The sequence below is a fragment of the Pseudomonas sp. RL_5y_Pfl2_69 genome, from assembly GCF_963970465.1.
Taxonomy (GTDB): Bacteria; Pseudomonadota; Gammaproteobacteria; order Pseudomonadales; family Pseudomonadaceae; genus Aquipseudomonas.
The window spans coordinates 43585-68205 of sequence record NZ_CAXAOU010000007.1 but is presented as its reverse complement, the minus strand read 5'-3'; the positions used below and the strand labels follow the sequence as shown (position 1 = coordinate 68205).

The window sequence follows — 24621 nt, the reverse complement described above, 5'->3', positions numbered from 1 at the left end:
CACTGATATACCTTTGAAATCCGCGTCAATTTTAAGCGCCATGATTTATCCCTATAGTTAAGTTATGGTCTGTATGGCTCGCCAATTTTACTGATCAGCCACAGATCTCTCACAAAAGCCAGCGAATACAAACCTGCAGATGTAACACTAGCTCCGGCAGTTGTGGCCCCAGTAGATTTCTTGATTGTCAAAGTATTTGATGAAATATAAGAAGAGACATTCAGAAAGATGGTACAGCCGAGGTACTCCAATCCGAGATCCATTGTCAGGGTCAATGGCCCCCCCCCGGGCCTAATGACACCATCACCAAAGTAGTGCCAGGCAGCACCGACGCCGACGGGGTGCCATGAAGAACCTCCTGGTCTGTTCTATCTTTCTTCACCTCAATGTACCCGGCGTTTCCGTTCGGGTCCTTCACGTTGAGGCGCATTGGAAGGCCAACTCCTGGGGTTTTAACTCGTAGATCTATGGAGTTCGCAAAAGCTGTACTCGCCCCCGCTGCTACGCTTTCATACGACCACTCGCCGTCTGCACCCTGCTGCGCAGACACCGCACGAGTAGCACCGTTGGCGTCAATGATCTGCGCCTCAAACCTCGAAAGTATCCCGTTCAGCCTCAGCTTCGTATCCACCACTGCCCAAGAGCCGCGGTAGACGTTGCGGGAGCATCCCTCATCTTCGCTAAAGGCTACAGTCCCTGTTGCGCTTTCTATCCGCCAGTCTTCTGTCGTTGTGCGTGTGGCGAACTCGAGAGCCTGACAAGTACCAGATATCTTTTCGTACCCAGGCTTGATGATCTTGATCCCATCGAACCTTGATGTTTGTCCAACGCCTTCTTTGAAGTGAATACCATCAGTACCATACAAAGAGGCGATTTCTATCTTGCTCTCATTGAACCAGCCCCCTAGCTCGGTCGTTCCAAGGAAGCAGGTCCCGGCAACATTAATCGTGTTTGCTTCAAACTTAAGCCAACCAATACCGTTGATACCAGAGTGGCCACGCTCTCCCACTCCCAATGCGCCTTGATCGAACTTGTCGACGAAACCGAGACTAACTTCGGCCCCGAACGTTGAACGTATCTCCATAGGACGACCTGTGCGAGCGCCCCCCAACCGGGTCATTCCCAAAGTTCGAAATTTATAACGTTGCCCAGAAATCTTTACAGGAGTGAAGTCACCTGCGGCGGCATATATAATTCCCAAGATAGTGATACGCGATAGAGTCTCGGGGGGCAAACCAAAAAGGTTCCACGTCCCACTCAGCAATATGTCGCCCGACGCTATTAAACTAAGCCCTTGTTTAACTAATACAGCCGCCGCCGTTAGTGCGGGCAAGGCGTCTACGGTCTTACCGTAAACCACCCCGAACCATGACGCGTCCATGTCGTCTGCGAAGATCCTACGAAACGCACCTTTACCTCCCGTTGGCGCGTCGAGAGGTGCGGCGTATAACCCTCGCAACGGATCGGACGCGACCAGCGCGCTACAGTCGGACGGATCCCAGAACCATTGACCGCCTCCAACACCGGTTCCGTTTGCGTATTCAGCGTTGAGATAGCGTAAATCTTCACGGCGACCCGAAGCGGCTATGGCGATCAGATCTTCCATGGTGGCAATGGCCACAACACCACGCCCTAGCTTTATTGCGCCGTTATTCGGGCCAGTTGGGTCTCTCAACTTGCCTTCAAGTACCCGGGCCGCGTTCTCGGCAATTTCTGCTGTCTCTGTAACATCATTAAATTGCAGACGGATTCGGTAATCGCGAATGTCCTTTACGACGCGAAGGTCATACAGCCCGTTGGGCGCTGAAAACTGGCCCAAACCTTGTCGGTCGGTCACAAACGGGTTGCCAAGCGGCAGGCCATTGGGGCCCTGCAAAACTTCTACCAGGCTCTCGGTGCCGCGCTCATACAGATAACAGGTCGCACCGGCGAGCATGTTGCCGGCGTCGTCCTGGGCGAAAAAGTTCTTCAGTTCCACGTCGTATTCCTTCGATCAAGCGGTGATGGGTTTCAACTGCGAGGCCAGCGCCTTGACCAGGGCGGCCTTCGCGGTGAATCCAGCGGCATCGGTTGGGCTGGGTGTGGGGCCGGGCACGTGGGTGTGGCCAGCCAGTTGCGTATTCATGTCTTGCACCAGGTCAATCAGGTCACAGAGAATCTGCAGCACGTTGACGCCTTCGGAGCCCAGCCAGGTCTTTGGGGCCACGCTGCTGCGGATGCCCTGGATTAGTTCTTGCAGGTCACCGCCGACCGTGGCATTCAGCTTTTGCGCCACGACCAGGTTAAGGTCGCGCCCGCTGGCCAGGTGCAGATCATCCAGTGCGGCCAGGCTTGCGGACCCGCCAGACAGCAGCTTGAGCGCGCCCAGTGCCTCGATCGACTTGATGCCGCCGACGGACTCCTTCGAGTGGTCATCGATCTCCACCGTGCTGCTCTGGTGGCGTTCCGTATTGGTCAGGCTTTCAACCTCCCGATCGATGGACTTGTCACGGATCCGCCCATCGGTCTGGCGTGACCAGTTGCCGTCGGCGTCGACACGTTGTTGCGCGGCGTCGCTGTGCTGCCACACCTGGTCGCCTTTGGGTACCTTGGGCAGGCTCAGGCCGTGCGGAAGGATGGTTTGCACGTAGGGCTTGTTCGGCAGGCCGTAGGCAAAGCACACGACAACCCGGGTGCCCTCCTCGGGAAAGCCCAGAAATCCCATCTCATCTCCGCCCACGGACAGCGGCAGCGGTACACCGGCCAGCACCGGCAAAGCCGGGTCCGGCTCGTCGTTTTCGTCCAGCAGCTGCAGATCCACGGCATAGCGCGGGCGAAAGTCGTCGCAGATCCCGGCACTGGCCGGGGCGTCCGCCACACCGATAACCCGGGCAAAGCGTGGCAGGTGGTAGCCGCCGGTGAGTTCGGGGAATTGCCGCTCTACACTGCGGCGGATTGCTTCTTCCATCGGATGGCCATGTGGTTGCCGGAAAGCGTCACCTGGGTGGGGGTGTCGGCAATGCTCACTGCAGTATTCGCCAAACGACCGGCCAGTACGCCCAGGTCATTGCCGTGCAACTGAGGCACGACCAAGACACGCGGCGCGGCAAGATCTGCGGTGATAGCCCGCTGCTCGACCAGGTACTGATCCCAAGTCTGCAGTGGAGTGATACCGGCACTCGCCGCCATCACGAAAACCCGACGACCATAAATGTTATTCAGCTCGATCGCCGCGTCATGCATGGCCGACAGATCTGAGCCTTCCTCCACCGGCGTGGTGATCACCACGGCCTCGACCGAAAACCCCTGCTGCTGGGCATTCTCCAGCGCTTCGGACCAGTCGCCATTGGCTGCAATCGGCGCTGCCAAGCAGGCCCAGCGATCGCCGCCGTTCAATTTGGCGGCAGTGATCTGGGTTTTCAGGTCACTGGCCGGAAGGCCCAGCGAGACGTCCAGATCGCTGTCATTGTTTAAAGGGATCAGCGAGCCGACGCTCTTTGCGCCGGTGCCGATGAAAAGGAAATAGCGTTCGATCTCAGTCACGGCACCCTGGCCCAGATTGAGATTGTTAACGCTGACTTTGCCGAGTGCCATGCAGTGCCTCGCTAGCGGGGTGAATTAAGGATTTGTTGAAAGACCTGGTTAACCAGGTCGCTGGTTTCGTTGCCGCTGCTCACACCGAGGAACTGGCGTTTGGGCAAGGTGATGTCCCAGCTCTGCGCGCCCGACGACTCGGTTCGTTCATCGTTCAAAATACGGATCAGCAGACCGGCCTTGGCGTAATTCACGTGTTCTTGAATCCACGCTACCGAGGGCCGGGTCAGTGTTTTTTTGCCCTTCTGCCGCGTGCGGAAGCCCAGGCGGCGCAAGCGCTTGGCTTGTTTGTCCGTGCAGGCGATACCGGGCGGGACTTTGTTCCAGCGGCGCATCTGTGCAGCGGTACGCCGCTCGCTGGCCCCGTTGTGCTGCTGTGATGCGACCCAACGAGTCAGGGCGTTTTTCCAGCCCAGTTCCGCTTCGTCGGAGCTGACACGGGTGACCTGCAGCAGCTTGGCCAACCCGGCTTCCATCTTCTTTTTGCCCTTGGCCGAACCCTTGCGCTCAGCGAAGGGAGTGCCGTCCAGGTTCTGCTGCTCACGCACGCGCTTGCGGCTCATCGAGCGCACACGCTTGGTGACGTTGTTCAGCAGCCGACGGCGCAGCTGGGGCGGCAGCTCAAGCAGGGCCAGTTGGGCGTCAACGCTGAGCAGCCCCCTGACATCGAGGTCGAGCGGGTTAGCGGCCATTGCTGCCCACCTCCCCGTGCTCGGCAATCCAAAGATCAAAAGGTACAAACGCCCAGGTCTTACCGTGGGCCTCGATCTCGCCGGCTGGATCCTCGGCCAGATACAACGGCTCGTTGAACTCCAGGGTGATGTCTACATCGGCTAGGTCGTTGTCGAGCATGCTGATGTCGAACTTCGGCGCCGGCAGCTCATCTCGGTCGCGGTTCGGGTCATTGGCTTCAAGCCAGCTCCCCACCAACGCCATCAGACGCCCGGGATGATCGGCGAAACGCTCGAGGGCAATCGTCGCGCTGTAACGCATATCGCCCATGCGCATGCCGTCAACGTCAGGTTTCCAGATCAACTCCAGGTTGACCTGGTCGGCCCAGCTGTCGAGCTGCTCGGGCTTAACCAGCCGGCGTTCGTGCAGGTAGGTGGTGAGTGCTAGGAGTTTGATCACAGCAGCGCCACCGTGATGCGGCCACGGCCCTGAAGAGAACGAACACACTGCTGGCTGAATGCGAGGAAGGTTTCCGATCGCTCAGGCAATTCCTTGCCGGTGTTTTCGGCACTTTCACGGCGGGTAATAGTGGCGAACTGGGTCAACAGGTTGGCTTTGGCGCGGCAATACACGGCGCGCTTGTACGTCGCTACGTGAAATGTGCGCTCCGGTAGCACCGTAGGGTCAGCAAATTCAACGCTGGAGACACCTGCCGCCTGCCATCTGGCTTTGAGTCTGGCCAGATCTTGATTGACCTCGATCATCGCCGTGGTCAAACCGTCGACCAGCGTTTCGACCAGGTATTCCCCTGGGAGGCGATAGGCCTCCTGGAACTGAGCCAGAGAGAAATCCGGCCAAAAGCCGTCGTTCTCAATCTGGCGTTCCGCAAACTTAGTGGGGTTACCTGAAAAGCTCATCGCTGGCCGCTCAAATAGGGGCGGGAAAACTGTTTCAGTGGGTCAGGGCCATAAATGGCTGGCTCACATCCACAGTTTCTCGCCGGGGGGGGAAGTCGGTTATTCGGCGGCTGTCGCTGCCTGTTCTTTTGCCAGCGCTTTACGAGCACCATCCAGGCGTGTCCCTACGCCGATGCTTTCGAACAACGCTTCCGCACGTTCAAAGTGGGTGATGGCTTTCGCAAACTCGCGTTGATCCAAGGCCAGAATCCCAATCTGCTTGTGGTAGCGGGCCGGAATGCGCTCAAAGAGCTTCCATTCGCCGTCAACCAAAGGCAGCAGGTTGGAGAGGTACGGTTCGGGGCTACGCTTGGCCTTGTATTCAGCCTCGGCCCAGTCGATCACCTGGTCAGCAACAAACGTCTGCACGTTGCGCTTGAAACGCTCCGGCAGTTGCTGGTCTTGCTCGATGGCGAAATGTGCCAAGTCCAGCCCGGCATCGAACTGCTCGGTATCGAACAACCAGACCAGGACTTGCATCACGACCGAGTTAGGGAAATTCAATCCTGAATCGCGGTAGAGCTGCACGTAGTCCAGGTATTTGGGCAGCAGTTCGTCATGCTTGAGCTGTCGGCGCAGTCCGTGGTTGTCGATCGCGCTGATTCGCTCCAGATCCTGAGCCATGGCGGCGACCATCAACTTCAGGTGCTTCTTGCCATTAGCGGGACTGGACAATGCGGTATCGGCGGAATACACCGATACGTCGGCACCGGCGCGGGCAGCCGCTGGACCTTCGGCCAGGACTCGGCGCTTGTGCGCCAATGCCAGACTCATCAGATCAACTCCACGTTTTCAGCGGCTGCGAATTTTTCCAGCTGCTCGATCACGTAGCCCTCGTTGCGACCGTTGTAATCTTCTACGCGGGAACGCTTCGGGTTTTCGAGCAGGTGACGACGCCAGCTACTGTCCTGGAAGTAGATCGACAGGTTGTCCCAACTGGTGACCACAACGCCGTTGACCGGGAAGTGCGGCACGGTAAAGGTAGGCAGACCGCCGTAGGTCGCGATGACCTGGGCACTTTCAATGCGTTCCTTTTCAGTCGGCTTGCCCGCCTGGTTGGAATACAACTTGGCCTTGTCACTCGCCAACAGATCGCTACCCACAATGGCAATCAGATCGCCGCCATCACGGAAAACAGAGTTGATCATCTGTTTGACGTCATGCACCAGGGCGTCAAGATTTTCGTAGTCGCCGCCGGCGCCGAGGGTGATTTTCCCTGACCCTACGGCGCCGCCTTCAACCAGAACCTGTTCAGGGATCTGCTCACGAGCGAGTTGCAGCCAGCCCTTGTTGACGTCCTGCAACATTGGGTTGGTTGCCAGATTGGTCTGAGCAGCAGCTGTAACGCCGTGCCAGCCGATCATGATTCGATCCAGGGCGATTTGCTTTTGCACCGCCGCCGAGTAGCGATCGGCAAAGTCCGGGAACTTGGCCCAACGTTCGTGCTCGCACCAGATAACAGCGGTGTACAGAGACGGCTTGTAGGTCTCAGCGATATCGCGCAGTTCCTGGGGAAGGATTTCACGACCATCAGTGGTCGGGCCGCTGGTGGCGACACGTTTCCAGTACGAAACAAGGGAACGGGGCATGGGCGATAACTGCGCTCAATCGGTGATTTGAGCCGCCACGATATGCACCGGATGACCACCAAACAAACGGTTTGAATCGGGACAAGCTGTAGAATCAAAATCTACGTAGAAAGCCGAAATTACCGTCAAGTTTCACATGTTTTCGCCGCATAGACTGCGGCCCATGTTCTATTCAACCGAAGTTAAAGAAGCCGCCAAACGCCTGTTTCTGCGCCGCTGTAAGGCCAAGGAAATTCAGGCGCAACTCAACCTGCCCAACATCCGGATCGTCTATTACTGGATTCGCCAGGGCGGGTGGGAAGAGATGCTGTCGGATGAAGAACCGCTGACGGCTGTTGGCCGCAGAATTACCCTTCTCCTGGACAAAGCCACGTCGCTGACCAAGAGCGACCTGGACGAACTGGACCGGCTGACCACTGTTCGCGAGCGGCTGCTGAAGCAATCCGTCAAACCGGCAGCGGCCCCGATCGGAGAACCGCCTGCGGACGATGGCCATCGCCGGGAAGGACAGCGCAACGAACGCAGGGACAGGGGGGAGCGCAGCGACAAAGGCGGCAAGAAGCGCGAGAAAAAAACCAAAAACGAAGTGGGTGAGCTGACTGAAGTCGACTTTTTGGACAAGTTCATCAGCAATATGTACGGGTATCAAAAAGAGCTGTTCGCCGCCAAACAGAACCCCCTGACCTGCCGCATCCGCAACATCCTGAAAAGTCGCCAGGTGGGCCTGACCTATTACTTCGCTGGCGAAGCATTCATGGACGCCGTGCTCACAAACCAACGATCTAAAGGCCGTGGCCGAAGCCGAGCAGGCAGGCCGAGACCTTGATGCCATGGTTGCTACGGTCGGCGAAGTGGTCACAGACGTCATGATCCAACGCGTTGTGGATGCCATTCAGGGTCAGCGTAACGTGCGTGATGCTGCCACCGCCAAAGTCGAGGCCATGCGCGAGCGCATTGATCTGATCACCCACGCCGAGAGAAAAGCAGCGCAAGCCGCGCAACATCACGAAGACGTGAAGGCCTGGACTTTGATTGCCACCGCTCTAGCACCTGACGGCATCCCGGGCGAGATTCTGTCCGGGGCGTTGAAACCCATCAATGATAGCTTGGCCAAGCTGTCGACCATTGCAGGCTGGCCAGCGGTTTCAATCGCCTCTGACATGGCCATTACCGCAGCGGGTCGTCTCTACACTCTGCTGTCAGAATCGGAACGTTGGCGCTGTGATGCACTGATCGGGCTCGCTATTGCCATTGAATCCGGTCTACGGCTGATTGTGCTGGATCGCTTCGACGTGCTCTTGCCAGCTGTTCGCGCACAATTGCTGGGCTCGTTGATAAACTTGGCCAAGTCCGACGTCATAGAAACCGCCATTGTCTGCGGTTCGCTCAAAGAGAAGCCTGTCCGGTTGCCCGCCGAAATCAACGCTGTATGGATCGAGGGAGGCATCGCAATAGGCAAAGAGCAGCTGCAGCAAGCCAGCTAAATGTGGCGACTTCGGCGTTTCTATTCAATATGAAAGGGCAATACTATCGGCTTGCCCTCACTAGTTCTAAAAAAACTAAAGCCTTGCCTAGATTTTGAGCCATTTAATCTCTGGTAACTTATAACAATTCCAACCGACACTCCAGGCTGGACCTCGGCAAAGGAAAATGGATACTGTGTATCTTTAGCAAGAACAGATATATCAAGATGTAGATGAGGAACACTAACTCCTCCTATGGTGCCAGCTGTCACTTCAACCCTCCTACATGTATCTCCTCTATTTATAAGCACAAAGCTGTTCACCACTCCATCATTGGACGATAAAGTATTTACATAATCAACATACAAGACAGGATCTAGCATCCTATCCTGCTTTTCCGCGATAGATCGCTGAAGCTCCATGCTACTCCTCAACTCACCAACCTGCGCCTCAAGCGCAGCACTGCTAACTTTGAGCTCATCACCTTGCTGCTTATAACCGAGAACTAACCAAAGGAATGCAACCGGACCAAAAACGCCGGCTGAAAAGTCGGCAAGGGAATTCAACGGCAAAGCCAAAAGCTCATCAAATCTAGCCGCTACAACAAGTATGACCAGACCTACATATATTGCCGTTAAATGTCCTACCCACCAAACAAGGCTATGACTTCCCCACCAGACAGCCTGCTTGCCCAACCAATTCCAAAAAGTTTTCACCGGAAAATCCTTAGTCCTATCGAAAGCAAACTCTATCAACAAATGGCTTACTGCCACTACAAAAACTGGCGCAAATACGACGCCTTTTTTTGCCAAAAGGAAATCCCCCATGAACTTGATCACGCCGTACGACACCGAAACCACCGGTCTGCCGCTGTTCCGCGACCCAAGCGGCGATCCGCGTCAACCACACCTGGTGGACATTTGCATTCTTGCCTTCAACGCCGACGGCACTCTGGTCGACTCCTTCGAAGCGATGGTTCGTCCGGATGGCTGGGTGATCCCTACCGAAGTGACAGCGATCCACGGCATCACCAACGAAATGGCGATGGACATGGGCATCCCTGAGTCGGAAGCGCTGGATGGTTTCATGGCCATTCATGACCGTGCGGGCCTGCGGGTTGCCCACAACATCAGCTTTGACGACCGGATCATGCGCATTGCCCTGTCGCGGTACCGGGGCAAGGAAGCGGCGGATGCATTCAAAAACACTCCCGGTTACTGCACCTGCCAGAACAGCAAGAACCTGGTGCAGTGCCCACCCACCGCCAAGATGATCGCCGCGGGCTTTGGTCGACAGTTCAAGGTTCCGACTGTGGCCGAGGCGCTGCGCCACTTTACCGGCGAAGAGCTGGTCGGTGGCCACCGTGCGCGGCCTGATACAGAAGCATGTGCACGGGTTTACTTCGCAATGAATCCCTCTCAAGCAATTGCTTAACACAAAATAAATAGCCCTGCCGGGCTAAGTAGAGCGGTGACCCGCCAGAATGTCGCGACCGATAATTGACTGTGCTAAACAGTGGTCGCGACAGCTTGAAAGGCTCGCCAGGAATGAGAGAGCTTAGTTATGGATGACCAGCAACGATGCAATTCGCGCTTGAACATCTTGGTCAGCCGCTACTGATGCAGACCATGCATCCACAGCTCCGGCCATCTCTAAACAGAATTTGTCCACCTGTAATTGAAGAGTGTTATTGAATTGATTCCGGTGAATTGAGCCGCCATTGGTAGGCGGAGTAATGAAGTGAAAATCATCTAGCGCCTTCCTCGCTCTTTGCTGGGTGATATCGCCACCACCTTCATGCAAGTAGCTACAACGGAGCGCATAACAATCCTCGCCCGATAAAAAAACATGCCGCCCGCCTGGGAGCATTGATGTATAGAGAGGCTCCATCCAAGTTTTGAACCACGCTGGATATCGCTTTCCACTTACAATGGAAGGATCTATCAAACGCCCGCAAACATCGGGCAAGGTCAAAGCTGTTGATAGTGCAACGTACCAGTCGCCGTTAGATACGGACGATCTCAGACTTTTCGTAAAACGTTCCACCTTTCTCTCCTTGATCCGGCTCCATGCCGGGTCGAACACAAATACCCCACTTCAACGAATCACGCCAGCCGGTGAGGAACCCTAATGAACCCAATCGCACAGCGGGCGCTTGACCGTGCCCGCGAAACGCCCGTGTCAAAACTTCTCCCGCCGATCCAGGCCAATGAGCCGCTGCCCGAGCTGGTCATCACCGCCCCCATTAACAGCGTCATGGAGTTGGAGGCGAAGCGCTGGGCCCTCGACTTCGTGCAGGGCCTGGGCGCATCAATCAGACGCGAGCCCGTGCGGACCAAGGCCATCGCAGACATAACCCGGTACGCCGCCGCGCAACCATCCAGCGTGGCCAGCGGCGTGAAGATCGTCATCGGTTTGTTGAAGGAGGCGTAATGAGCAAGCACTCCGACCGATACAACAGCCTGCCTTTCGAAGATCGCAAGATGCTCAACGGCTTGATGATCGAAGCCGAAATTAGATTCATCGAACTTGAGAAAAAACGCATGTTGGCCGACTTCCGTAAGAACGTCAGAGTCATCAATGACCGAGTGAAAAACATGCGGCGCCACCTGGAAACGTTGCCATGACAAACACAGCAGCAGTTAAAGCAGATCAATACCTCCCTCGCATCCTGCGCGCTGGCAAAGCCCCGGCGTACCTGGGAATGTCGAGAGCTGCATTCGCCGAAATGGTGCGGCCTTACGTCCGGGAAATTCGCATAGGGATACAAGGCGTTGGGTTCGACAGATACGAGCTCGACCAGTGGGCAGACAACTACATCAAGACCAAATCGGTTGATAAAGCATCGCCGCAGGACAACAATCCGCCCTGCAGTGGGCGCCCGGGAGAGAAACAATGGCGCGAAAAACGATCTCAGGCCTCTACGAGAGGAACGGTATCTGGCACATCGACAAGGTCGTCCGAGGTACTCGACTTCAAGAAAGCACTGGAACAAGCGAAAGGGAAGAAGCCGAGCAGTACCTGATTTTCCGGCTTGAAAAGCTTCGACAGGAAAAGGTTTACGGTGTGCGCCAGGTGCGAACTTGGCGTGAGGCGGCAACAAGGTTCTTGGTGGAGTTCCAGCATCAGCCATCAATTGCCCTGTCGGCATTACACATCGAACAGCTTGATCCTTACCTTGGCGATCTGCCTGTAACGCACGTCGATGACGGAACGCTAGCGCAGTACATCAAGGATCGAAAAACGCCGGGACTGACAAAGACCGGCAAGGTCAAACCAGGCGTATCAAACAGGACGGTCAACATCGCCCTGCAACGAGTCGTCAGGATTTTGAATCTGTGTGCAAGGAAATGGCGGGACGCTGAGAAAAGGCCCTGGCTTGAGTCGGTACCAATGATCAGCATGCTGGACGAGAAGACAGACAGCCGAAAGCCCTATCCGCTTTCTTGGGAAGAGCAATCGGTGTTGTTTGCTGAGCTGCCGGCTCACTTGCAGCACATGGCCATGTTCAAGGTGAACACAGGGTGTCGCGAACAAGAGGTCTGCAAGCTGCGTTGGGATTGGGAGATTTGCGTGCCCGAGTTGGATACCAGCGTGTTTCTGATTCCAGCAGGGTTTGGCGGGCGACGGGAAACCTCAGGCGTTAAAAACGGTGAGGACCGTCTGGTAGTGCTGAACGGGGTGGCCAAGTCAGTCATCGAGAAGCAACGCGGCCTGAGTAAGGAATGGGTTTTCCCTTATGACGGTACCGGGATGCATCGGATGAACGATTCGGCCTGGAAGAAAGCGCGGGTACGCGCAGCGAAGATATGGCAGGAGAAATACCTGCGCCCTGCTTTGCCGGGTTTCGCATCGATCCGGGTTCACGACCTGAAGCACACCTTTGGCAGAAGGCTACGTGCAGCAGGCGTGACACTGGAAGATCGAAAGGCATTGCTTGGGCATAAGAACGGAAGCATTACGAGCCACTATTCTACCGCAGAGCTTGGGCAACTGATCGAAGCGGCAAACAAAGCGTCGTCGACTGACTCGCGAGGGCCTGCGTTGACAATCTTGAGGAGGAAAACTGGGTGATCCCCCGCAAAAGTCCCTGAGCATGAAAAAGCCCAACTCGCGAAAGTTGGGCTAAGTCATTGAATAATATGGTCGGGACGGAGTGATTCGAACACTCGACCCCTAGCACCCCATGCTAGTGCGCTACCGGACTGCGCTACGCCCCGACTAGGCGTTACAACTTGCTAGAACGTCGAGAAATATACCTTAAGCTTTTGAAATACGAAAGTATTTTAAACGCTGTAGTTACTTTCTAAGGACCAGCAAAACATCTTCCAACTCGGAAATGGTTTGGCGAATTAATTGCTTGTACTGGGTGGTGTCATCTTTGGCTTCATCCCCAGAGAGTCGCAAGCGCGCTCCTCCAATGGTGAACCCTTGATCGTAAAGCAGTGCACGAATTTGCCGGATCATCAGCACATCCTGACGCTGATAATACCGGCGATTTCCGCGACGCTTCACAGGGTTGAGTTGAGGAAACTCTTGCTCCCAATAGCGCAGCACGTGCGGTTTTACCGCACAGAGCTCGCTGACTTCGCCAATGGCGAAGTAGCGTTTGCCTGGGATCGGCGGGAGCTCGTCGTTATGACTTGGTTCCAGCATAAGCCTCTACTCGGGCCTTCAACTTCTGCCCTGGACGAAAAGTGACTACACGGCGAGCCGTGATCGGGATTTCTTCTCCCGTTTTCGGATTGCGGCCTGGCCGCTGTCGCTTGTCACGCAGATCAAAATTGCCAAAACCTGACAATTTGACTTGCTCGTTGTCTTCAAGAGCGTGCCTGATTTCTTCGAAAAACAATTCCACCAATTCTTTGGCTTCTCGTTTATTCAGGCCCAACTCTTCATAAAGACGTTCCGCCATTTCAGCTTTCGTCAGAGCCCCCATACGTCACTTCCTTAACGTGGCGTTCAACCTTTTTTCAAGCGAGGTGAGAATATTTTGCGTCGTGGCGTTCACCTCATCGTCATTAAGAGTGCGCGATGGATGCTGCCAGGTCAAGCCAACTGCAAGGCTTTTTCTATGCGGATCAATACCTTTACCCTGGTAAACGTCAAATAACCTTAGCTCCGTGAGCCACTCGCCTGCATTTTCACGAATTACATCCAGTACAGCACTGGCTGCAACGTCACGATCGGCCAACAACGCCAAGTCACGACGCACTTCAGGAAAGCGCGATAACTCATGGAATTTAGGCATTTTACCTAGCGCCACTTCAGCCAAAACCAGCTCGAAGACAAACACTGGTCGATCAAGGCCCAGGTTTTTTGACAGCTCCGGATGAATGGCACCGACATAGCCGACTTCTCGACCATCACGTTCAATACGAGCGGTCTGGCCTGGGTGTAGTGCAGGATGCTTTCCTGGCACGAAACTGAATGCATCCAGTGCACCAGCAAAACCCAAAACAGCCTCTACATCCGCTTTGACGTCAAAGAAGTCAACGACTTCGCGCCCTTGCGCCCAACCCTCAGGAAGACGACTGCCGCAAACCACACCTGCGAGCATCGGCTCTTGCTTAAGACCTTCAAGCTGACCTACAAAACGTAAACCACTTTCGAACAGACGAACGCGATCTTGCTGACGGTTCAGGTTGTGCTGCAATGACTTGACCAAGCCTGGCCACAACGAGGCGCGCATAGCTGCCATGTCGTTTGAGATCGGGTTTGCCAGCAACAGTGGCTCAACACCCGGGCTGAACAGTTCGAACTGTTTCGGGTCGATGAAACTGTAAGTGATCGCTTCCTGATAACCACGCGCTACCAGCAGGCGACGCAGCTCAGGGAGGTCGCTGCGTGCTTCAGCCTTGGCTTGCGGTGCCAGTCGGGCCTGCGGATAACGAACCGGCAGGCGGTTGTAGCCGTACAGGCGGGCCAGCTCTTCGATCAGGTCAACTTCCAGGCTGATATCGAAGCGATGACTAGGCACTTCTACGCGCCACTGCCCTTCACCTTCCGCGGTAACGGTCAGGCCCAAGGCGCTGAGCAGTTGCTCAACTTCCGCCAAGTCCATTTCCATGCCCAACATCTGGCTGATACGAGCCGCACGCAAAGTGATCGGCGCAATCGATGGCAGATACTGCTCATTCACGGTTTCGATGATCGGGCCGGCTTCGCCGCCAGTGATTTCCAGCAGCAGGCCAGTGGCGCGCTCCATCGCTTCACGGGCCAGCTTCCAGTCAACGCCACGCTCGTAGCGGTGCGAAGCGTCAGTGTGCAAGCCGTATGAGCGGGCCTTGCCAGCGACAGCAATCTGATCAAAGAAAGCACTTTCAAGGAAGACATCGCGGGTTTTGGCTGTTACACCGCTGTGTTCGCCACCCATTACACCTGCAATCGCCAAGGCACGAGCATGGTCTGCAATCACCAGTGTGTCGCTACGCAGGGAAACTTCCTGGCCGTCGAGCAAAACCAGCTTCTCGCCCTCTTCAGCCATGCGCACACGAATGCCGCCATTGATTTCGGCAAGGTCAAACGCATGCAACGGTTGGCCCAGTTCCAGCATCACATAATTGGTGACGTCGACAGCCGCATCGATGCTGCGCACATCGGCGCGACGCAAACGCTCAACCATCCACAGCGGCGTTGGCCGGGACAGGTCAACGTTGCGGATTACACGCCCCAGGTAACGCGGGCAGGCAGCAGGAGCCAGAACCTCGACAGAACGGACTTCGTCATGTGCAGCCGGTACAACAGCCACAACCGGGCGAGTCACTGGTGCCGCGTACAAAGCGCCGACTTCACGAGCAAGACCTGCAAGCGACAGGCAGTCACCTCGGTTAGGGGTCAGGTCCACTTCAATACTGGCGTCTTCGAGGCTCAGGTAAACCCGAATATCTTCACCCACTGGAGCATCTGCAGGCAGCTCCATCAGGCCGTCGTTGCCTTCACCCACCTGCAGCTCTGCTTGCGAGCACAACATGCCGTTGGACTCGACACCACGCAGTTTGGCTTTCTTGATTTTGAAGTCGCCTGGCAGCTGGGCGCCGATCATGGCGAACGGAATCTTCAGGCCTGGACGCACGTTAGGCGCGCCACAAACCACCTGAAAAGTCTCAGAACCATTGCTGACCTGGCAAACACGCAGCTTGTCGGCATCGGGGTGCTGCTCAGTGCTCAGCACCTCGCCCACGACCACACCACTGAATATACCGGCGGCCGGCGAAACGCTGTCGACCTCAAGACCGGCCATCGACAGACGAGCAACCAGCTCGTCGCGACCTACCTGCGGGTTTACCCAACCACGCAGCCATTGTTCACTGAATTTCATCCTGCTCTCCTAAGAATTCGTTACGACTAGCGAAATTGCGCGAGGAACCGCAAGTCGTTGTCGAAGAACAGACGCAAGTCATTCACGCCGTAACGCAGCATCGCCAGACGCTCAACGCCCATACCGAAGGCAAAGCCCGAAAACTCTTCCGGATCGATTCCGGACATGCGCAGCACGTTCGGGTGAACCATGCCGCAGCCCATGACTTCCAGCCAGCCCGTCTGCTTGCAGACACGGCAGCCTTTGCCGCTGCACATCACGCATTCCATATCCACTTCAGCCGAAGGCTCTGTGAACGGGAAGTACGACGGACGGAAGCGCACGGCCAGTTCTTTTTCGAAGAACACCCGCAAGAACTCTTCGATGGTCCCTTTCAGGTCCGCGAAGTTGATATCGCGATCTACCAGCAGACCTTCAACCTGGTGAAACATCGGCGAGTGGGTGATATCGGAGTCGCTACGATACACACGGCCCGGGCAGACGATGCGGATCGGCGGCTGCTGCGATTCCATGGTGCGGACCTGTACCGGCGAGGTATGGGTGCGCAACAACATGTTTGCATTGAAATAGAAGGTGTCATGCATCGACCGGGCCGGGTGATGGCCTGGGATGTTGAGCGCTTCAAAGTTGTGATAGTCGTCTTCGACCTCAGGGCCTTCGGCAATGCCGTAGCCAATATGGGTGAAGAACTGCTCGATACGTTCCAGAGTCCGGGTAACCGGATGCAGACCGCCTGAGGTCTGGCCACGGCCAGGCAGGGTCACGTCAATGGACTCGGCAGACAGTTTGGCGGCTAGATCAGCCTCTTCAAACAGTGCCTTGCGCGCATTGAGAACCTCTGTGACACGTTCCTTGGCAACGTTGATCAGAGCACCCACCTGCGGACGCTCTTCTGCCGGCAGATTGCCCAGGGTCTTCATCACCTGAGTCAATTCACCCTTTTTGCCAAGGTATTGAACCCGGATTTGCTCCAGGGCATTGATATCTTCAGCGCTTTGCACAGCCTCTAGTGCTTGAGAGACCAGCGCATCCAGGTTTTCCATGTACAGACTCCAGATACAAAATAGGGGAAGAGCTTGAAGGCTCTTCCCCTATTTAAGACGTTTAGCACCTGGGCTCACACAGGCAAGCCCAGGTGAATGTCGGGGATACTTAAGCCAAGGTGGCTTTAGCTTTCTCGACAATCGCAGCAAACGCCGCTTTTTCGTTCACTGCCAGATCAGACAGAACCTTACGGTCGATCTCAATGGAAGCTTTTTTCAGGCCGGCGATGAAACGGCTGTAAGACAGACCGTTGATACGTGCACCAGCGTTGATACGAGCGATCCACAGAGCGCGGAACTGACGTTTTTTCTGACGACGGTCACGGTAGGCGTATTGGCCTGCCTTGATTACCGCTTGCTTGGCAACACGGAATACGCGTGAGCGTGCGCCGTAGTAGCCTTTAGCCAGTTTCAGAATTTTTTTGTGACGTTTACGGGCGACAACGCCACGCTTTACACGAGCCATGAGTTACTTCCTCTATTCTTGACCGAAATTAGCAAAGGCGCAGCATGCGCTTCACTTTTGCCACGTCAGACGGATGCAGCAAGCTGCTACCGCGCAATTGACGCTTACGCTTAGTCGACATTTTGGTCAGGATGTGGCTCTTGAAAGCGTGCTTGTGCTTGATGCCGTTAGCAGTTTTCAGAAACCGCTTAGCAGCACCACTCTTAGTTTTCATCTTTGGCATGTTCGGTACTCCGCATTCAGTTGATAAACATAATCAAAAGGCCTGCCGTGCCCTAGTGATTACTTCTTCTTTTTCGGGGCGATGACCATAATCAGTTGGCGTCCTTCCATCTTAGGATGCTGTTCGACGGTTCCGTATTCAAGCAGGTCACCTTCAACCCGCTTCAACAGTTCCATACCCAGCTCCTGGTGGGCCATCTCACGGCCGCGGAATCGTAAAGATACCTTGGCCCTGTCCCCATCACTCAGGAAACGTACCAGGTTGCGCAGTTTTACCTGGTAATCCCCTTCCTCCGTCCCTGGACGAAACTTGATTTCTTTAACCTGGATCTGTTTCTGGTTTTTCTTTGCAGCGGCAACCTGTTTCTTCTTTTCGAAGATAGATTTGCCGTAGTCCATCAGCTTGCAAACTGGGGGTACTGCATCAGCGGAAATTTCCACCAAATCCAGTTTGGCCTCTTCAGCTTTAAGAAGCGCGTCTTCAATTGACACAATCCCAAGCTGCTCGCCTTCAGCCCCAATTAACCGAACCTCGCGTGCCGAGATATTCTCGTTGATCGGGGCTTTCGGTGCAGCTCGTTTATCTTGTCTCATTTCACGCTTAATAATAATTACTCCGAATCATGGCGACCACGCCGGGAAACCGCTTGTGCGAGGAATTCAGCGAATTGCGCGACGGGCATCGAGCCCAGGTCAGCACCTTCACGTGTACGCACAGCGACAGTCTGCATCTCGACTTCCCGATCTCCGATAACCAAGAGATAAGGAACCTTGAGCAAAGTATGCTCGCGGATTTTAAAGCCGATCTTTTCATTTCTCAAGTCAGACTTGGCACGAAATCCGCTCTGATTGAGAGTTTTTTCAACTTCAGCAGCAAAATCTGCCTGTTTATCAGTGATATTCATGATCACTGCCTGAGTCGGCGCTAGCCACGCAGGGAACGCACCTTCGTAATGCTCAATCAGAATTCCGATGAAGCGTTCGAACGATCCGAGGATCGCACGGTGCAGCATAACGGGTTGCTTGCGACTGTTGTCTTCAGACACATATTCTGCGCCAAGACGGATCGGCAGGTTGAAATCGAGCTGCAGGGTACCACATTGCCAGACACGACCCAGACAATCTTTCAGAGAAAATTCAATCTTGGGCCCGTAAAAGGCACCCTCGCCCGGCTGCAAATCATAAGCCAGGCCAGCGCTATCAAGGGCTGAAGCCAATGCGCTTTCAGCACGATCCCACAGTTCATCAGAACCAACGCGCTTTTCAGGACGCGTCGACAGCTTGAGTTCAATGTCCTTGAACCCGAAGTCTGCATAGACATCCAGCGTCAGCTTGATAAAGGCAGCAGACTCGGCCTGCATCTGTTCTTCGGTGCAGAAAATATGCGCATCGTCCTGCGTAAAGCCTCGAACACGCATGATGCCGTGCAAGGCACCCGACGGCTCATTACGATGGCAAGCGCCAAATTCTGCCAGACGCAGTGGCAGCTCGCGGTAGCTTTTCAGGCCCTGATTGAACACTTGCACGTGGCAAGGGCAGTTCATCGGCTTGATCGCGTAATCGCGGCTTTCCGACTGAGTCGTAAACATGTTGTCGGCGTAGTTGGCCCAGTGCCCGGACTTTTCCCACAAGCTGCGATCTACCACCTGGGGAGTCTTGATCTCCAGATAACCGTTTTCGCGCTGCACTTTGCGCATGTACTGCTCAAGCACCTGATAAAGCGTCCAGCCATTAGGGTGCCAGAACACCATGCCCGGAGCTTCTTCCTGGGTGTGAAACAGACCAAGACGCTTGCCGATTTTACGGTGATCGCGCTTTTCAGCTTCTTCAATGCGCAGGACGTATGCCGCCAGCTGCTTCTTGTCAGCCCAGGCAGTGCCGTAGATACGTTGCAGCTGCTCGTTTTTCGCATCGCCACGCCAGTAGGCGCCCGACAGCTTGGTCAGCTTGAACGACTTCAGGAAGCGAGTGTTCGGGACGTGAGGCCCGCGGCACATGTCGACGTACTCTTCGTGAAAGTACAGACCCATGGCCTGTTCGTTCGGCATGCCTTCGATCAAGCGCAGCTTGTAGTCTTCACCACGAGCGGCAAACATCTCGATCACTTCGGCACGCGGAGTCACTTTCTTGATGACGTCGTAATCTTTTTCGATCAGCTGCTGCATGCGCTTTTCGATTGCAGCCATGTCATCCGGAGTAAACGGACGCTCATAGGCGATATCGTAATAAAAACCTTCGTCGATAACCGGACCGATCACCATTTTGGCCGTCGGAAACAGTTGCTTGACTGCATGGCCAACCAAGTGGGCGCAAGAGTGGCGAATAATCTCCAGCCCCTCTTCATCCTTGGGCGTGATGATTTGCAGGGTGGCGTCGTTTTCAATCAGATCGCAGGCATCCACCAGCTTGCCGTTGACCTTGCCGGCCACGGTAGCTTTAGCCAGGCCAGCGCCAATCGAAGCGGCGACCTCGGCAACTGATACAGGATGATCGAAAGAGCGTTGACTGCCGTCGGGAAGAGTAATAGTTGGCATGGCGCCTCCTCTCCTAGTGGTGACCCCTACCAAAGGTCACGTGGGTTGGGATGAGCCAGTACGCGATTCGGTGGTATGCCTGCCTCACAGTGGCAGGAGCCTTGCGGCCAACCTAAAACCGAACCAGAGTGACTGGAGTTCAAATCAATAAGGTTAATGGCATTGCCCTGCAACTCTGAGAGCATGCAAACACACAAAATAGCCAAGGGCGGCATGCTAGCACAGATGCACGCGCCCTGTTATACGCACTGCCCCGCATCCAAAATAAAGGGAGGTTTTTTACAGATGGGTGAACTTGAGCTGCACTAACCTCTCAGATACTCAGTGATACACACTCGGTTTTAATGCTTACAAGGAGCATCTTATGCGCATGATCCGCTTACTCGCCTTCGCAGCACCTTTGGCAATGCTGTTACCCCTGAGCGCCCAGGCCGACAACTGGCCAGCCGGCGCAAAAAAAGACTACATGAAGGACTGCGTAGCGGCGGCAAGCCAAAGCGTCGACGTAAAGACAGCCCAACAGCATTGCGCGTGCGGAGCGGACAAGTTGTCCGAGAAGTTTTCGACTGCCGAAATCCAGCAACTGATGAGCAAGACAACCCAGCCGAGCGCAGAACTTAGAACCAAAGCTCTGGATGCAATACAGGCCTGTCGAGCCACTAAATAGCCCTCACTCCGATGACGAATCGAGACCTGATTGAGGGCAAAACAGGCCTAAAAACCTGTTTTGCGTAAAAAATATGCATTCGCGCGCGCTTTTTTTTTAAGTGTTTTCAACCCTCAACCCCCCGTAAAACGGGGGTTTCGAGAGTTTTGAACAGTAAAAGAAAGCGAACATTGCAGCAAACTGCAGCTCAGGGGGGCTCCCAAAGCGCACATTTCGACTATGATACCTCGGTGTGCCCAGTTGGCCTGAGCAGCACAGTACTACTGAAAATATAAGTTTCTTGGAGATACACCATGTCTAATCGCCAAACCGGCACCGTAAAATGGTTCAACGATGAAAAAGGCTTCGGCTTCATCACTCCTCAAGGTGGCGGTGACGACCTGTTCGTACACTTCAAAGCTATCGAAAGCGACGGTTTCAAAAGCCTGAAAGAAGGCCAAACCGTTTCCTTCGTGGCTGAGAAAGGCCAAAAGGGTATGCAAGCTGCACAGGTTCGTCCGGAGTAAATCTCCCTCGAACAAAAAAACCCCGTCCATGTGACGGGGTTTTTTATGCCTGAAACAAAGCCAGCCGTGCTGCTTAGCCGCAGTTCACGCGGGTAATGACTGCATTGTCGTCAGTATTAAGATTCAAGCGGTCCGAGCGATACTCGAGCGTCATAATGTCGTGCGGTGACAAGAGGCGTGCATTCTGCGCACCCGCCTTGACACGGGCCTGCTCCAGGAGCTGCGCCGACGCTTTTTGGCCAATCACAAATGCTGCAGCTTTAGCATCGCAACGACTATGCCCAGCCTCAGTGACGGGGTCCTTATCCGAATTCGACGTGCTGCACCCTGACAGCGCTACGACCGCCAACAACGAACCCAATGACACTAGCTTCCAAGACATGAAGCCTCCTTAAAATAAATAGTCCGAACCCTTGCGACAGCTATATCGCAATTAGGTTTCATGGTGCCTGATAGCATCTTCTGATTGCTCAACGCGCGAACAAGTGTGCCCGAGCAGGCATTTAACGCGCACACCCAATCATTGCCAAATATGTGTAGGAATCAGTACACATCAATGTAGTCAAATGGCGGGTTAGGCCAATTGTCTTTAAGGGCATTGGAGATCTGCATCACCCAGACCTCATCACTTGCCGCAACTTTCCCGACATAGCCTGAACCTGCCGCCCAGGTCTCCAGCCTGAAAAGCAGCCCGTCGATGTCTACACCGCCCACCACCCCGGATGAAATGTAGGCAATACCCGCCTTGGTCACGCGCAACTGGGTATGTGCATCGTCACTGGCCGAAGCCAGTAACTGACGTACAGCTGCAAGGGTTAAACCTTCAGGGTCGTTAAGATCAATTTGCATGGCCTGCACCACTCTTGAAAAGTGCAAGTGTGGCATGCAGCATGGATCTCATGGGAAAGTTGAGGCACCAAAATATCAGTCACACGATTTACGGTGGTCTCGTGATAGCTTCGGGACGACTTTTTGCTAAAATCTCTTTTCCACGCCCCTTATCATGAGCACCCAATGACAACAGTCAGCATCGATGCAGATATCAAGGCCAAATGGCATCAAGGGCAATGTTCCTACAGCCCTGGCAGCCCTGAAGAGCTGGCCATCATCGGCATCGACCTTTTAGTCAAGGAGCTTGGGACAGAGGCTGCCCGAGCTTTTGTCAGCCAGGTTTTCGAAAAGTACAAACCGACTGAACTGTCGAAACTGACCTGACTCTGCGCCCCGTCAAATCACTTCAACCGGCCCAGGCGCGTCGTCAGCAAATCGAAAAAGCCTTGCGCGTCGCCGTTCTCGACCCAAAAGGCGTTTTTGGGTTGGTTCAAGGTGTTGTACCAGTCAGCAATTGTCTGGCCAAAGGTGGGGCCTTCACGGGTATCCACGACCAGATTGACCTCACGCCCGGAAAACAGCCCCGGATTCAGCAGGTAGGCAATAACACTGGCATCGTGGACAGGCCCACCCGGCAATCCGTAGTGCGCCATATCCCCTTTGACATATTCATTCAGAATATCGCCGACCAGTTTTCCAGCCGTATTGCCCAACGCTGCGATCTGCTTGAGACGGGCCTCGCTGGTCAGGATCTTGTGCGTCACATCAAGTGGCACATAGGTCAGTTTCACACCGCTCTTCAACACCACCTCTGCAGCATGGGGATCGGCATAAAGATTGAACTCGGCGACCGGAGTAATGTTACCCCCGTTGAAGTGAGCGCCGCCCATGACCACGACTTCCTTGATTCCCTGAGTAATGTCAGGCGCCTGGATCAAGGCCAGCGCCAGGTTTGTCTGTGGGCCGAGCATGGCGATGGTCACGCTGCCAGGCTTGGCAGCACGCAGTGTCTCGATCAGGTAGTTAACCGCATTGGCTGGCTCAAGCCCTTTTGCAGGCTCATGGACAGGCACACCTGTCACACCTTCCTGGCCGTGAATGTTCTCGGCATAAATCGGGGAACGCACCAAAGGCTTGGGCGCCCCGGCATAAACAGGCACGTCTTCACGCCCTGCCCACTCCCGGGCCAGACGGGCATTACGCGAAGTCTTGTCCAGCCGCACATTACCCGCCACGGTTGTGATTGCCCGCACATTCAGCTGCTCGGGCGAAGCCAGGGCCAACAACAGCGCAACAACATCGTCAGCACCGGGGTCGGTATCGATAATCAAATCAATCGTGTCTGCGGCTTGAACACTTGAGATCGTGATGGCGGACAAGAAAAGGACACTCCTTAGCAATGGCTGAACAATCTGTTTAAAGCGCGACATGACCAACTCCCTGTAAAAATCATTCAAAAGGTTACGCCTGAGACCAGGGCAATATTGCTATACGGACGACACTCTCCAGTACGAACGATCACTTTTGCCTGCAAGCACAGCTCCTTGAAAGCGCTGTGAGTAAGCGTAAGCCTCGAGCCCAACTCGCCCGCACTGGCAAGCGCCTCGATGCACATGAGAGCCGGACAAGGTGCGAGCAGTAGCTCACTGGCCAACACATGGCTTTGCACCTGCATCTCGCTGAGCAGGGTACGCAAGGTACTGGCGACATCCGGGATGCCCTGGGTCAGAGCCAGATCAATCAGCTCTACCCCCTTGGGCACCGGCAATCCGGCATCTGCAATGACCACGATGTCGCCATGCCCAAGCGAAGCAACAAGCCGCGACAGGGCAATATTAAGCAGAGGTGTTTTTTTCATGGTGTGGCAAAGCCCTGGACATCACGCAATGAGGGAATGGAAGGCTGAGCGCCCGCACGGGTTACCGACAAGGCTGCAGCGACTTGAGCAAAGCGAATGGCGTCGTCTTGATCCATGCCCGCCGCCAACCCGGCAGAAAATGCCCCGACAAATGTATCGCCTGCCGCCGTGGCATCCACCGCTTCAACCTTGGGCGCAGCAAAGTGCGCAACACGCTGCGCACTGACAAACAGGGCGCCCTTGGCCCCCAGGGTCACAATCACCTTGCGCGCCCCAAACTCGACCAACCGCCGAGCAGCCAGTTCCGCCGATTCAAGTGAGTCGACGGTCACGCCACTCAGCGCCCAGGCTTCACTTTCATTGGGAATCAGATAATCGATGGCGCCGTACCAGTGTTTGGGCAACGGGCCACTCGCAGGCGCGGGATTAAGAATCACGATTTTATCCAGTTCTCGCCCACGACCAAGGACGCAGCCGACAGTCTCCATCGGCACTTCAAGCTGACAAACAAGTACTTTCGCGCCTTGCAGCACCTGATCACACGCCTTGATATCTTCAGGTTCAAGACAGCCATTGGCTCCCGCCACGACCACAATCGTGTTCTGGCTGTCGGCATCGACCGTTATCAGCGCCATACCGCTTGCAGTACCGGGCACGGTGCGTACGGCCAGGCAATCAATCCGGTCAGCCAGCAGCCCTTCGCGCAACTGCACGCCATAGGCGTCACCGCCGAGACACCCGACCATGGCCACGCGAGCCCCCAGGCGCGAAGCGGCCACCGCCTGGTTCGCGCCCTTGCCTCCGTGCACGGTGCCAAAAGACTGCCCGAAAACCGTTTCTCCCGGGCGAGGCAGTCTCTCGGTACGCGTGACCAGATCCATGTTCAGACTGCCAACCACCACTACATTTGCTTGCATGTA

29 protein-coding genes, 1 tRNA gene and 3 pseudogenes are annotated in these 24621 nt (G+C 55.2%); 9 read left to right on the top strand and 24 right to left on the bottom strand.

Annotation, left to right across the window (positions count from 1 at the left end):
* Positions 1–271 precede the first annotated feature (271 nt).
* The 8 genes and pseudogenes from AACY07_RS13685 to AACY07_RS13650 all read right to left on the bottom strand — a co-directional run.
* Complete coding sequence (locus AACY07_RS13685) at positions 272–1978, bottom strand: hypothetical protein (protein ID WP_339475258.1); 1707 nt, start codon at positions 1976–1978, stop codon at positions 272–274.
* Positions 1979–1993: 15 nt separating this feature from the next.
* Positions 1994–2947, bottom strand: a complete 954-nt coding sequence (locus tag AACY07_RS13680) for a hypothetical protein (RefSeq protein WP_339475256.1) — start codon at positions 2945–2947, stop codon at positions 1994–1996.
* 29 nt (positions 2948–2976) lie between these two features.
* Positions 2977–3573: pseudogene (locus AACY07_RS13675) on the bottom strand (DUF2586 family protein); the annotation flags it as partial.
* Positions 3574–3584: 11 nt separating this feature from the next.
* The gene (locus tag AACY07_RS13670; RefSeq protein WP_271351040.1) at positions 3585–4265 is read right to left on the bottom strand and encodes a virion morphogenesis protein; all 681 of its coding nucleotides are present in this window, start codon (positions 4263–4265) and stop codon (positions 3585–3587) included.
* Positions 4255–4704 (bottom strand): phage tail protein, encoded by a 450-nt coding sequence (locus AACY07_RS13665; protein ID WP_339475254.1) that lies wholly within the window; start codon positions 4702–4704, stop codon positions 4255–4257. Before AACY07_RS13665 ends, AACY07_RS13670 begins: the two co-directional genes overlap by 11 nt.
* A complete protein-coding gene (locus AACY07_RS13660) occupies positions 4701–5162 on the bottom strand; it encodes a head completion/stabilization protein (RefSeq protein ID WP_339475253.1) in 462 nt (153 codons plus the stop codon). Before AACY07_RS13660 ends, AACY07_RS13665 begins: the two co-directional genes overlap by 4 nt.
* A gap of 99 nt (positions 5163–5261) precedes the next feature.
* Positions 5262–5975 (bottom strand): phage terminase small subunit, encoded by a 714-nt coding sequence (gene gpM / locus AACY07_RS13655; RefSeq protein WP_339475252.1) that lies wholly within the window; start codon positions 5973–5975, stop codon positions 5262–5264.
* A pseudogene (locus AACY07_RS13650) lies at positions 5975–6754 on the bottom strand (P2 family phage major capsid protein); the annotation flags it as partial. The gene gpM and the pseudogene AACY07_RS13650, both read right to left, overlap by 1 nt.
* 199 nt (positions 6755–6953) lie before the next feature.
* On the opposite strand from AACY07_RS13650, the pseudogene AACY07_RS13645 reads away from it, so the two are divergent.
* Positions 6954–7598, top strand: a pseudogene (locus tag AACY07_RS13645) (terminase large subunit domain-containing protein); the annotation flags it as partial.
* Positions 7582–8274: a hypothetical protein gene (locus tag AACY07_RS13640; protein WP_339475250.1), complete on the top strand. Its 693-nt coding sequence runs from the start codon at positions 7582–7584 to the stop codon at positions 8272–8274. The pseudogene AACY07_RS13645 and the gene AACY07_RS13640, both read left to right, overlap by 17 nt.
* 20 nt (positions 8275–8294) lie before the next feature.
* Here AACY07_RS13640 and AACY07_RS13635 read toward each other — a convergent pair whose 3' ends face one another.
* On the bottom strand, positions 8295–9092 hold the full coding sequence (locus tag AACY07_RS13635) for a hypothetical protein (protein ID WP_339475248.1): 798 nt from the start codon (positions 9090–9092) through the stop codon (positions 8295–8297).
* On the opposite strand from AACY07_RS13635, the gene AACY07_RS13630 reads away from it, so the two are divergent.
* Entirely contained in the window at positions 9079–9687 is a 609-nt protein-coding gene (locus tag AACY07_RS13630) for a 3'-5' exonuclease (protein ID WP_339475246.1), read from the top strand. The genes AACY07_RS13635 and AACY07_RS13630 overlap by 14 nt on opposite strands.
* A gap of 123 nt (positions 9688–9810) precedes the next feature.
* Here AACY07_RS13630 and AACY07_RS13625 read toward each other — a convergent pair whose 3' ends face one another.
* Positions 9811–10299 carry a hypothetical protein gene (locus AACY07_RS13625; protein ID WP_339475243.1) on the bottom strand — a complete coding sequence of 163 codons (489 nt, stop codon included), beginning with the start codon at positions 10297–10299 and terminating at the stop codon, positions 9811–9813.
* A gap of 84 nt (positions 10300–10383) precedes the next feature.
* Here AACY07_RS13625 and AACY07_RS13620 point away from each other — a divergent pair, with 84 nt between their 5' ends.
* From AACY07_RS13620 to AACY07_RS13610, 3 genes are all read left to right on the top strand, one after another.
* Complete coding sequence (locus tag AACY07_RS13620) at positions 10384–10686, top strand: hypothetical protein (protein ID WP_339475241.1); 303 nt, start codon at positions 10384–10386, stop codon at positions 10684–10686.
* A complete protein-coding gene (locus tag AACY07_RS13615; protein WP_339475239.1) occupies positions 10686–10880 on the top strand; it encodes a hypothetical protein in 195 nt (64 codons plus the stop codon). The genes AACY07_RS13620 and AACY07_RS13615 overlap by 1 nt, the downstream gene beginning before the upstream one ends.
* A 268-nt stretch (positions 10881–11148) precedes the next feature.
* Positions 11149–12327 carry a tyrosine-type recombinase/integrase gene (locus AACY07_RS13610; RefSeq protein ID WP_339475237.1) on the top strand — a complete coding sequence of 393 codons (1179 nt, stop codon included), beginning with the start codon at positions 11149–11151 and terminating at the stop codon, positions 12325–12327.
* A gap of 69 nt (positions 12328–12396) precedes the next feature.
* Here AACY07_RS13610 and AACY07_RS13605 read toward each other — a convergent pair.
* The 9 genes from AACY07_RS13605 to thrS all read right to left on the bottom strand — a co-directional run bounded on the left by AACY07_RS13605 (position 12397) and on the right by thrS (position 19839).
* Positions 12397–12473, bottom strand: a tRNA-Pro gene (locus tag AACY07_RS13605).
* A 79-nt stretch (positions 12474–12552) separates the two neighbouring features.
* Positions 12553–12909 carry a MerR family transcriptional regulator gene (locus AACY07_RS13600; RefSeq protein WP_019829202.1) on the bottom strand — a complete coding sequence of 119 codons (357 nt, stop codon included), beginning with the start codon at positions 12907–12909 and terminating at the stop codon, positions 12553–12555.
* Positions 12890–13192, bottom strand: a complete 303-nt coding sequence (gene ihfA, locus AACY07_RS13595) for an integration host factor subunit alpha (protein ID WP_002553164.1) — start codon at positions 13190–13192, stop codon at positions 12890–12892. Before ihfA ends, AACY07_RS13600 begins: the two co-directional genes overlap by 20 nt.
* 3 nt (positions 13193–13195) lie before the next feature.
* Positions 13196–15574 carry a phenylalanine--tRNA ligase subunit beta gene (pheT, locus tag AACY07_RS13590; RefSeq protein WP_339475234.1) on the bottom strand — a complete coding sequence of 793 codons (2379 nt, stop codon included), beginning with the start codon at positions 15572–15574 and terminating at the stop codon, positions 13196–13198.
* Positions 15575–15600: 26 nt separating this feature from the next.
* Positions 15601–16617 carry a phenylalanine--tRNA ligase subunit alpha gene (gene pheS, locus AACY07_RS13585; RefSeq protein WP_019829200.1) on the bottom strand — a complete coding sequence of 339 codons (1017 nt, stop codon included), beginning with the start codon at positions 16615–16617 and terminating at the stop codon, positions 15601–15603.
* Between the two features lie 109 nt (positions 16618–16726).
* A complete protein-coding gene (gene rplT / locus AACY07_RS13580) occupies positions 16727–17083 on the bottom strand; it encodes a 50S ribosomal protein L20 (RefSeq protein WP_003442184.1) in 357 nt (118 codons plus the stop codon).
* Positions 17084–17111: 28 nt separating this feature from the next.
* Positions 17112–17306, bottom strand: coding sequence for a 50S ribosomal protein L35 (rpmI, locus tag AACY07_RS13575; RefSeq protein ID WP_003442181.1), 195 nt, complete (start codon positions 17304–17306; stop codon positions 17112–17114).
* Positions 17307–17365: 59 nt separating this feature from the next.
* On the bottom strand, positions 17366–17917 hold the full coding sequence (gene infC, locus AACY07_RS13570; RefSeq protein WP_171970586.1) for a translation initiation factor IF-3: 552 nt from the start codon (positions 17915–17917) through the stop codon (positions 17366–17368).
* The gene (gene thrS, locus AACY07_RS13565; RefSeq protein WP_339475231.1) at positions 17917–19839 is read right to left on the bottom strand and encodes a threonine--tRNA ligase; all 1923 of its coding nucleotides are present in this window, start codon (positions 19837–19839) and stop codon (positions 17917–17919) included. Before thrS ends, infC begins: the two co-directional genes overlap by 1 nt.
* 364 nt (positions 19840–20203) lie before the next feature.
* Between thrS and AACY07_RS13560 the strand changes: the two genes are divergently transcribed.
* Together AACY07_RS13560 and AACY07_RS13555 are read left to right on the top strand one after the other, a co-directional pair.
* On the top strand, positions 20204–20506 hold the full coding sequence (locus tag AACY07_RS13560) for a hypothetical protein (protein ID WP_133076153.1): 303 nt from the start codon (positions 20204–20206) through the stop codon (positions 20504–20506).
* Positions 20507–20799: 293 nt separating this feature from the next.
* Complete coding sequence (locus tag AACY07_RS13555) at positions 20800–21012, top strand: cold-shock protein (protein WP_003179963.1); 213 nt, start codon at positions 20800–20802, stop codon at positions 21010–21012.
* Positions 21013–21085: 73 nt separating this feature from the next.
* Here the strand turns inward: AACY07_RS13555 and AACY07_RS13550 are convergent, their stop codons facing one another.
* Both AACY07_RS13550 and AACY07_RS13545 read right to left on the bottom strand, forming a co-directional pair.
* Complete coding sequence (locus AACY07_RS13550) at positions 21086–21394, bottom strand: I78 family peptidase inhibitor (RefSeq protein WP_133076152.1); 309 nt, start codon at positions 21392–21394, stop codon at positions 21086–21088.
* Positions 21395–21555: 161 nt separating this feature from the next.
* Positions 21556–21861 (bottom strand): hypothetical protein, encoded by a 306-nt coding sequence (locus AACY07_RS13545; RefSeq protein WP_133076151.1) that lies wholly within the window; start codon positions 21859–21861, stop codon positions 21556–21558.
* Between the two features lie 165 nt (positions 21862–22026).
* Between AACY07_RS13545 and AACY07_RS13540 the strand changes: the two genes are divergently transcribed.
* Positions 22027–22227: a hypothetical protein gene (locus AACY07_RS13540; protein WP_019829192.1), complete on the top strand. Its 201-nt coding sequence runs from the start codon at positions 22027–22029 to the stop codon at positions 22225–22227.
* Between the two features lie 17 nt (positions 22228–22244).
* Here AACY07_RS13540 and AACY07_RS13535 read toward each other — a convergent pair whose 3' ends face one another.
* The 3 genes from AACY07_RS13535 to rbsK are packed head-to-tail and all read right to left on the bottom strand — an operon-like array spanning position 22245 to position 24618.
* Complete coding sequence (locus AACY07_RS13535) at positions 22245–23273, bottom strand: nucleoside hydrolase (protein ID WP_339475227.1); 1029 nt, start codon at positions 23271–23273, stop codon at positions 22245–22247.
* A gap of 23 nt (positions 23274–23296) precedes the next feature.
* Positions 23297–23701, bottom strand: a complete 405-nt coding sequence (gene rbsD, locus AACY07_RS13530; RefSeq protein WP_133076149.1) for a D-ribose pyranase — start codon at positions 23699–23701, stop codon at positions 23297–23299.
* The gene (rbsK, locus tag AACY07_RS13525) at positions 23698–24618 is read right to left on the bottom strand and encodes a ribokinase (RefSeq protein ID WP_339475225.1); all 921 of its coding nucleotides are present in this window, start codon (positions 24616–24618) and stop codon (positions 23698–23700) included. The genes rbsD and rbsK overlap by 4 nt, the downstream gene beginning before the upstream one ends.
* Positions 24619–24621: the final 3 nt, after the last annotated feature.

Bases quoted from the DNA above. Each gene is read 5' to 3' on its own strand.
- gpM (WP_339475252.1), bottom strand. From the start codon at position 5,975: ATGAGTCTGGCATTGGCGCACAAGCGCCGAGTCCTGGCCGAAGGTCCA.
- rpmI (WP_003442181.1), bottom strand. From the start codon at position 17,306: ATGCCAAAGATGAAAACTAAGAGTGGTGCTGCTAAGCGGTTTCTGAAA.
- rbsK (WP_339475225.1), bottom strand. From the start codon at position 24,618: ATGCAAGCAAATGTAGTGGTGGTTGGCAGTCTGAACATGGATCTGGTC.
- ihfA (WP_002553164.1), bottom strand. From the start codon at position 13,192: ATGGGGGCTCTGACGAAAGCTGAAATGGCGGAACGTCTTTATGAAGAG.
- thrS (WP_339475231.1), bottom strand. From the start codon at position 19,839: ATGCCAACTATTACTCTTCCCGACGGCAGTCAACGCTCTTTCGATCAT.
- AACY07_RS13680 (WP_339475256.1), bottom strand. From the start codon at position 2,947: ATGGAAGAAGCAATCCGCCGCAGTGTAGAGCGGCAATTCCCCGAACTC.
- AACY07_RS13535 (WP_339475227.1), bottom strand. From the start codon at position 23,273: ATGTCGCGCTTTAAACAGATTGTTCAGCCATTGCTAAGGAGTGTCCTT.
- pheT (WP_339475234.1), bottom strand. From the start codon at position 15,574: ATGAAATTCAGTGAACAATGGCTGCGTGGTTGGGTAAACCCGCAGGTA.
- AACY07_RS13600 (WP_019829202.1), bottom strand. From the start codon at position 12,909: ATGCTGGAACCAAGTCATAACGACGAGCTCCCGCCGATCCCAGGCAAA.
- rbsD (WP_133076149.1), bottom strand. From the start codon at position 23,701: ATGAAAAAAACACCTCTGCTTAATATTGCCCTGTCGCGGCTTGTTGCT.
- AACY07_RS13610 (WP_339475237.1), top strand. From the start codon at position 11,149: ATGGCGCGAAAAACGATCTCAGGCCTCTACGAGAGGAACGGTATCTGG.
- AACY07_RS13615 (WP_339475239.1), top strand. From the start codon at position 10,686: ATGAGCAAGCACTCCGACCGATACAACAGCCTGCCTTTCGAAGATCGC.
- rplT (WP_003442184.1), bottom strand. From the start codon at position 17,083: ATGGCTCGTGTAAAGCGTGGCGTTGTCGCCCGTAAACGTCACAAAAAA.
- AACY07_RS13540 (WP_019829192.1), top strand. From the start codon at position 22,027: ATGACAACAGTCAGCATCGATGCAGATATCAAGGCCAAATGGCATCAA.
- AACY07_RS13630 (WP_339475246.1), top strand. From the start codon at position 9,079: ATGAACTTGATCACGCCGTACGACACCGAAACCACCGGTCTGCCGCTG.
- AACY07_RS13560 (WP_133076153.1), top strand. From the start codon at position 20,204: ATGCGCATGATCCGCTTACTCGCCTTCGCAGCACCTTTGGCAATGCTG.
- AACY07_RS13550 (WP_133076152.1), bottom strand. From the start codon at position 21,394: ATGTCTTGGAAGCTAGTGTCATTGGGTTCGTTGTTGGCGGTCGTAGCG.
- AACY07_RS13620 (WP_339475241.1), top strand. From the start codon at position 10,384: ATGAACCCAATCGCACAGCGGGCGCTTGACCGTGCCCGCGAAACGCCC.
- pheS (WP_019829200.1), bottom strand. From the start codon at position 16,617: ATGGAAAACCTGGATGCGCTGGTCTCTCAAGCACTAGAGGCTGTGCAA.
- AACY07_RS13545 (WP_133076151.1), bottom strand. From the start codon at position 21,861: ATGCAAATTGATCTTAACGACCCTGAAGGTTTAACCCTTGCAGCTGTA.
- AACY07_RS13555 (WP_003179963.1), top strand. From the start codon at position 20,800: ATGTCTAATCGCCAAACCGGCACCGTAAAATGGTTCAACGATGAAAAA.
- AACY07_RS13670 (WP_271351040.1), bottom strand. From the start codon at position 4,265: ATGGCCGCTAACCCGCTCGACCTCGATGTCAGGGGGCTGCTCAGCGTT.
- AACY07_RS13660 (WP_339475253.1), bottom strand. From the start codon at position 5,162: ATGAGCTTTTCAGGTAACCCCACTAAGTTTGCGGAACGCCAGATTGAG.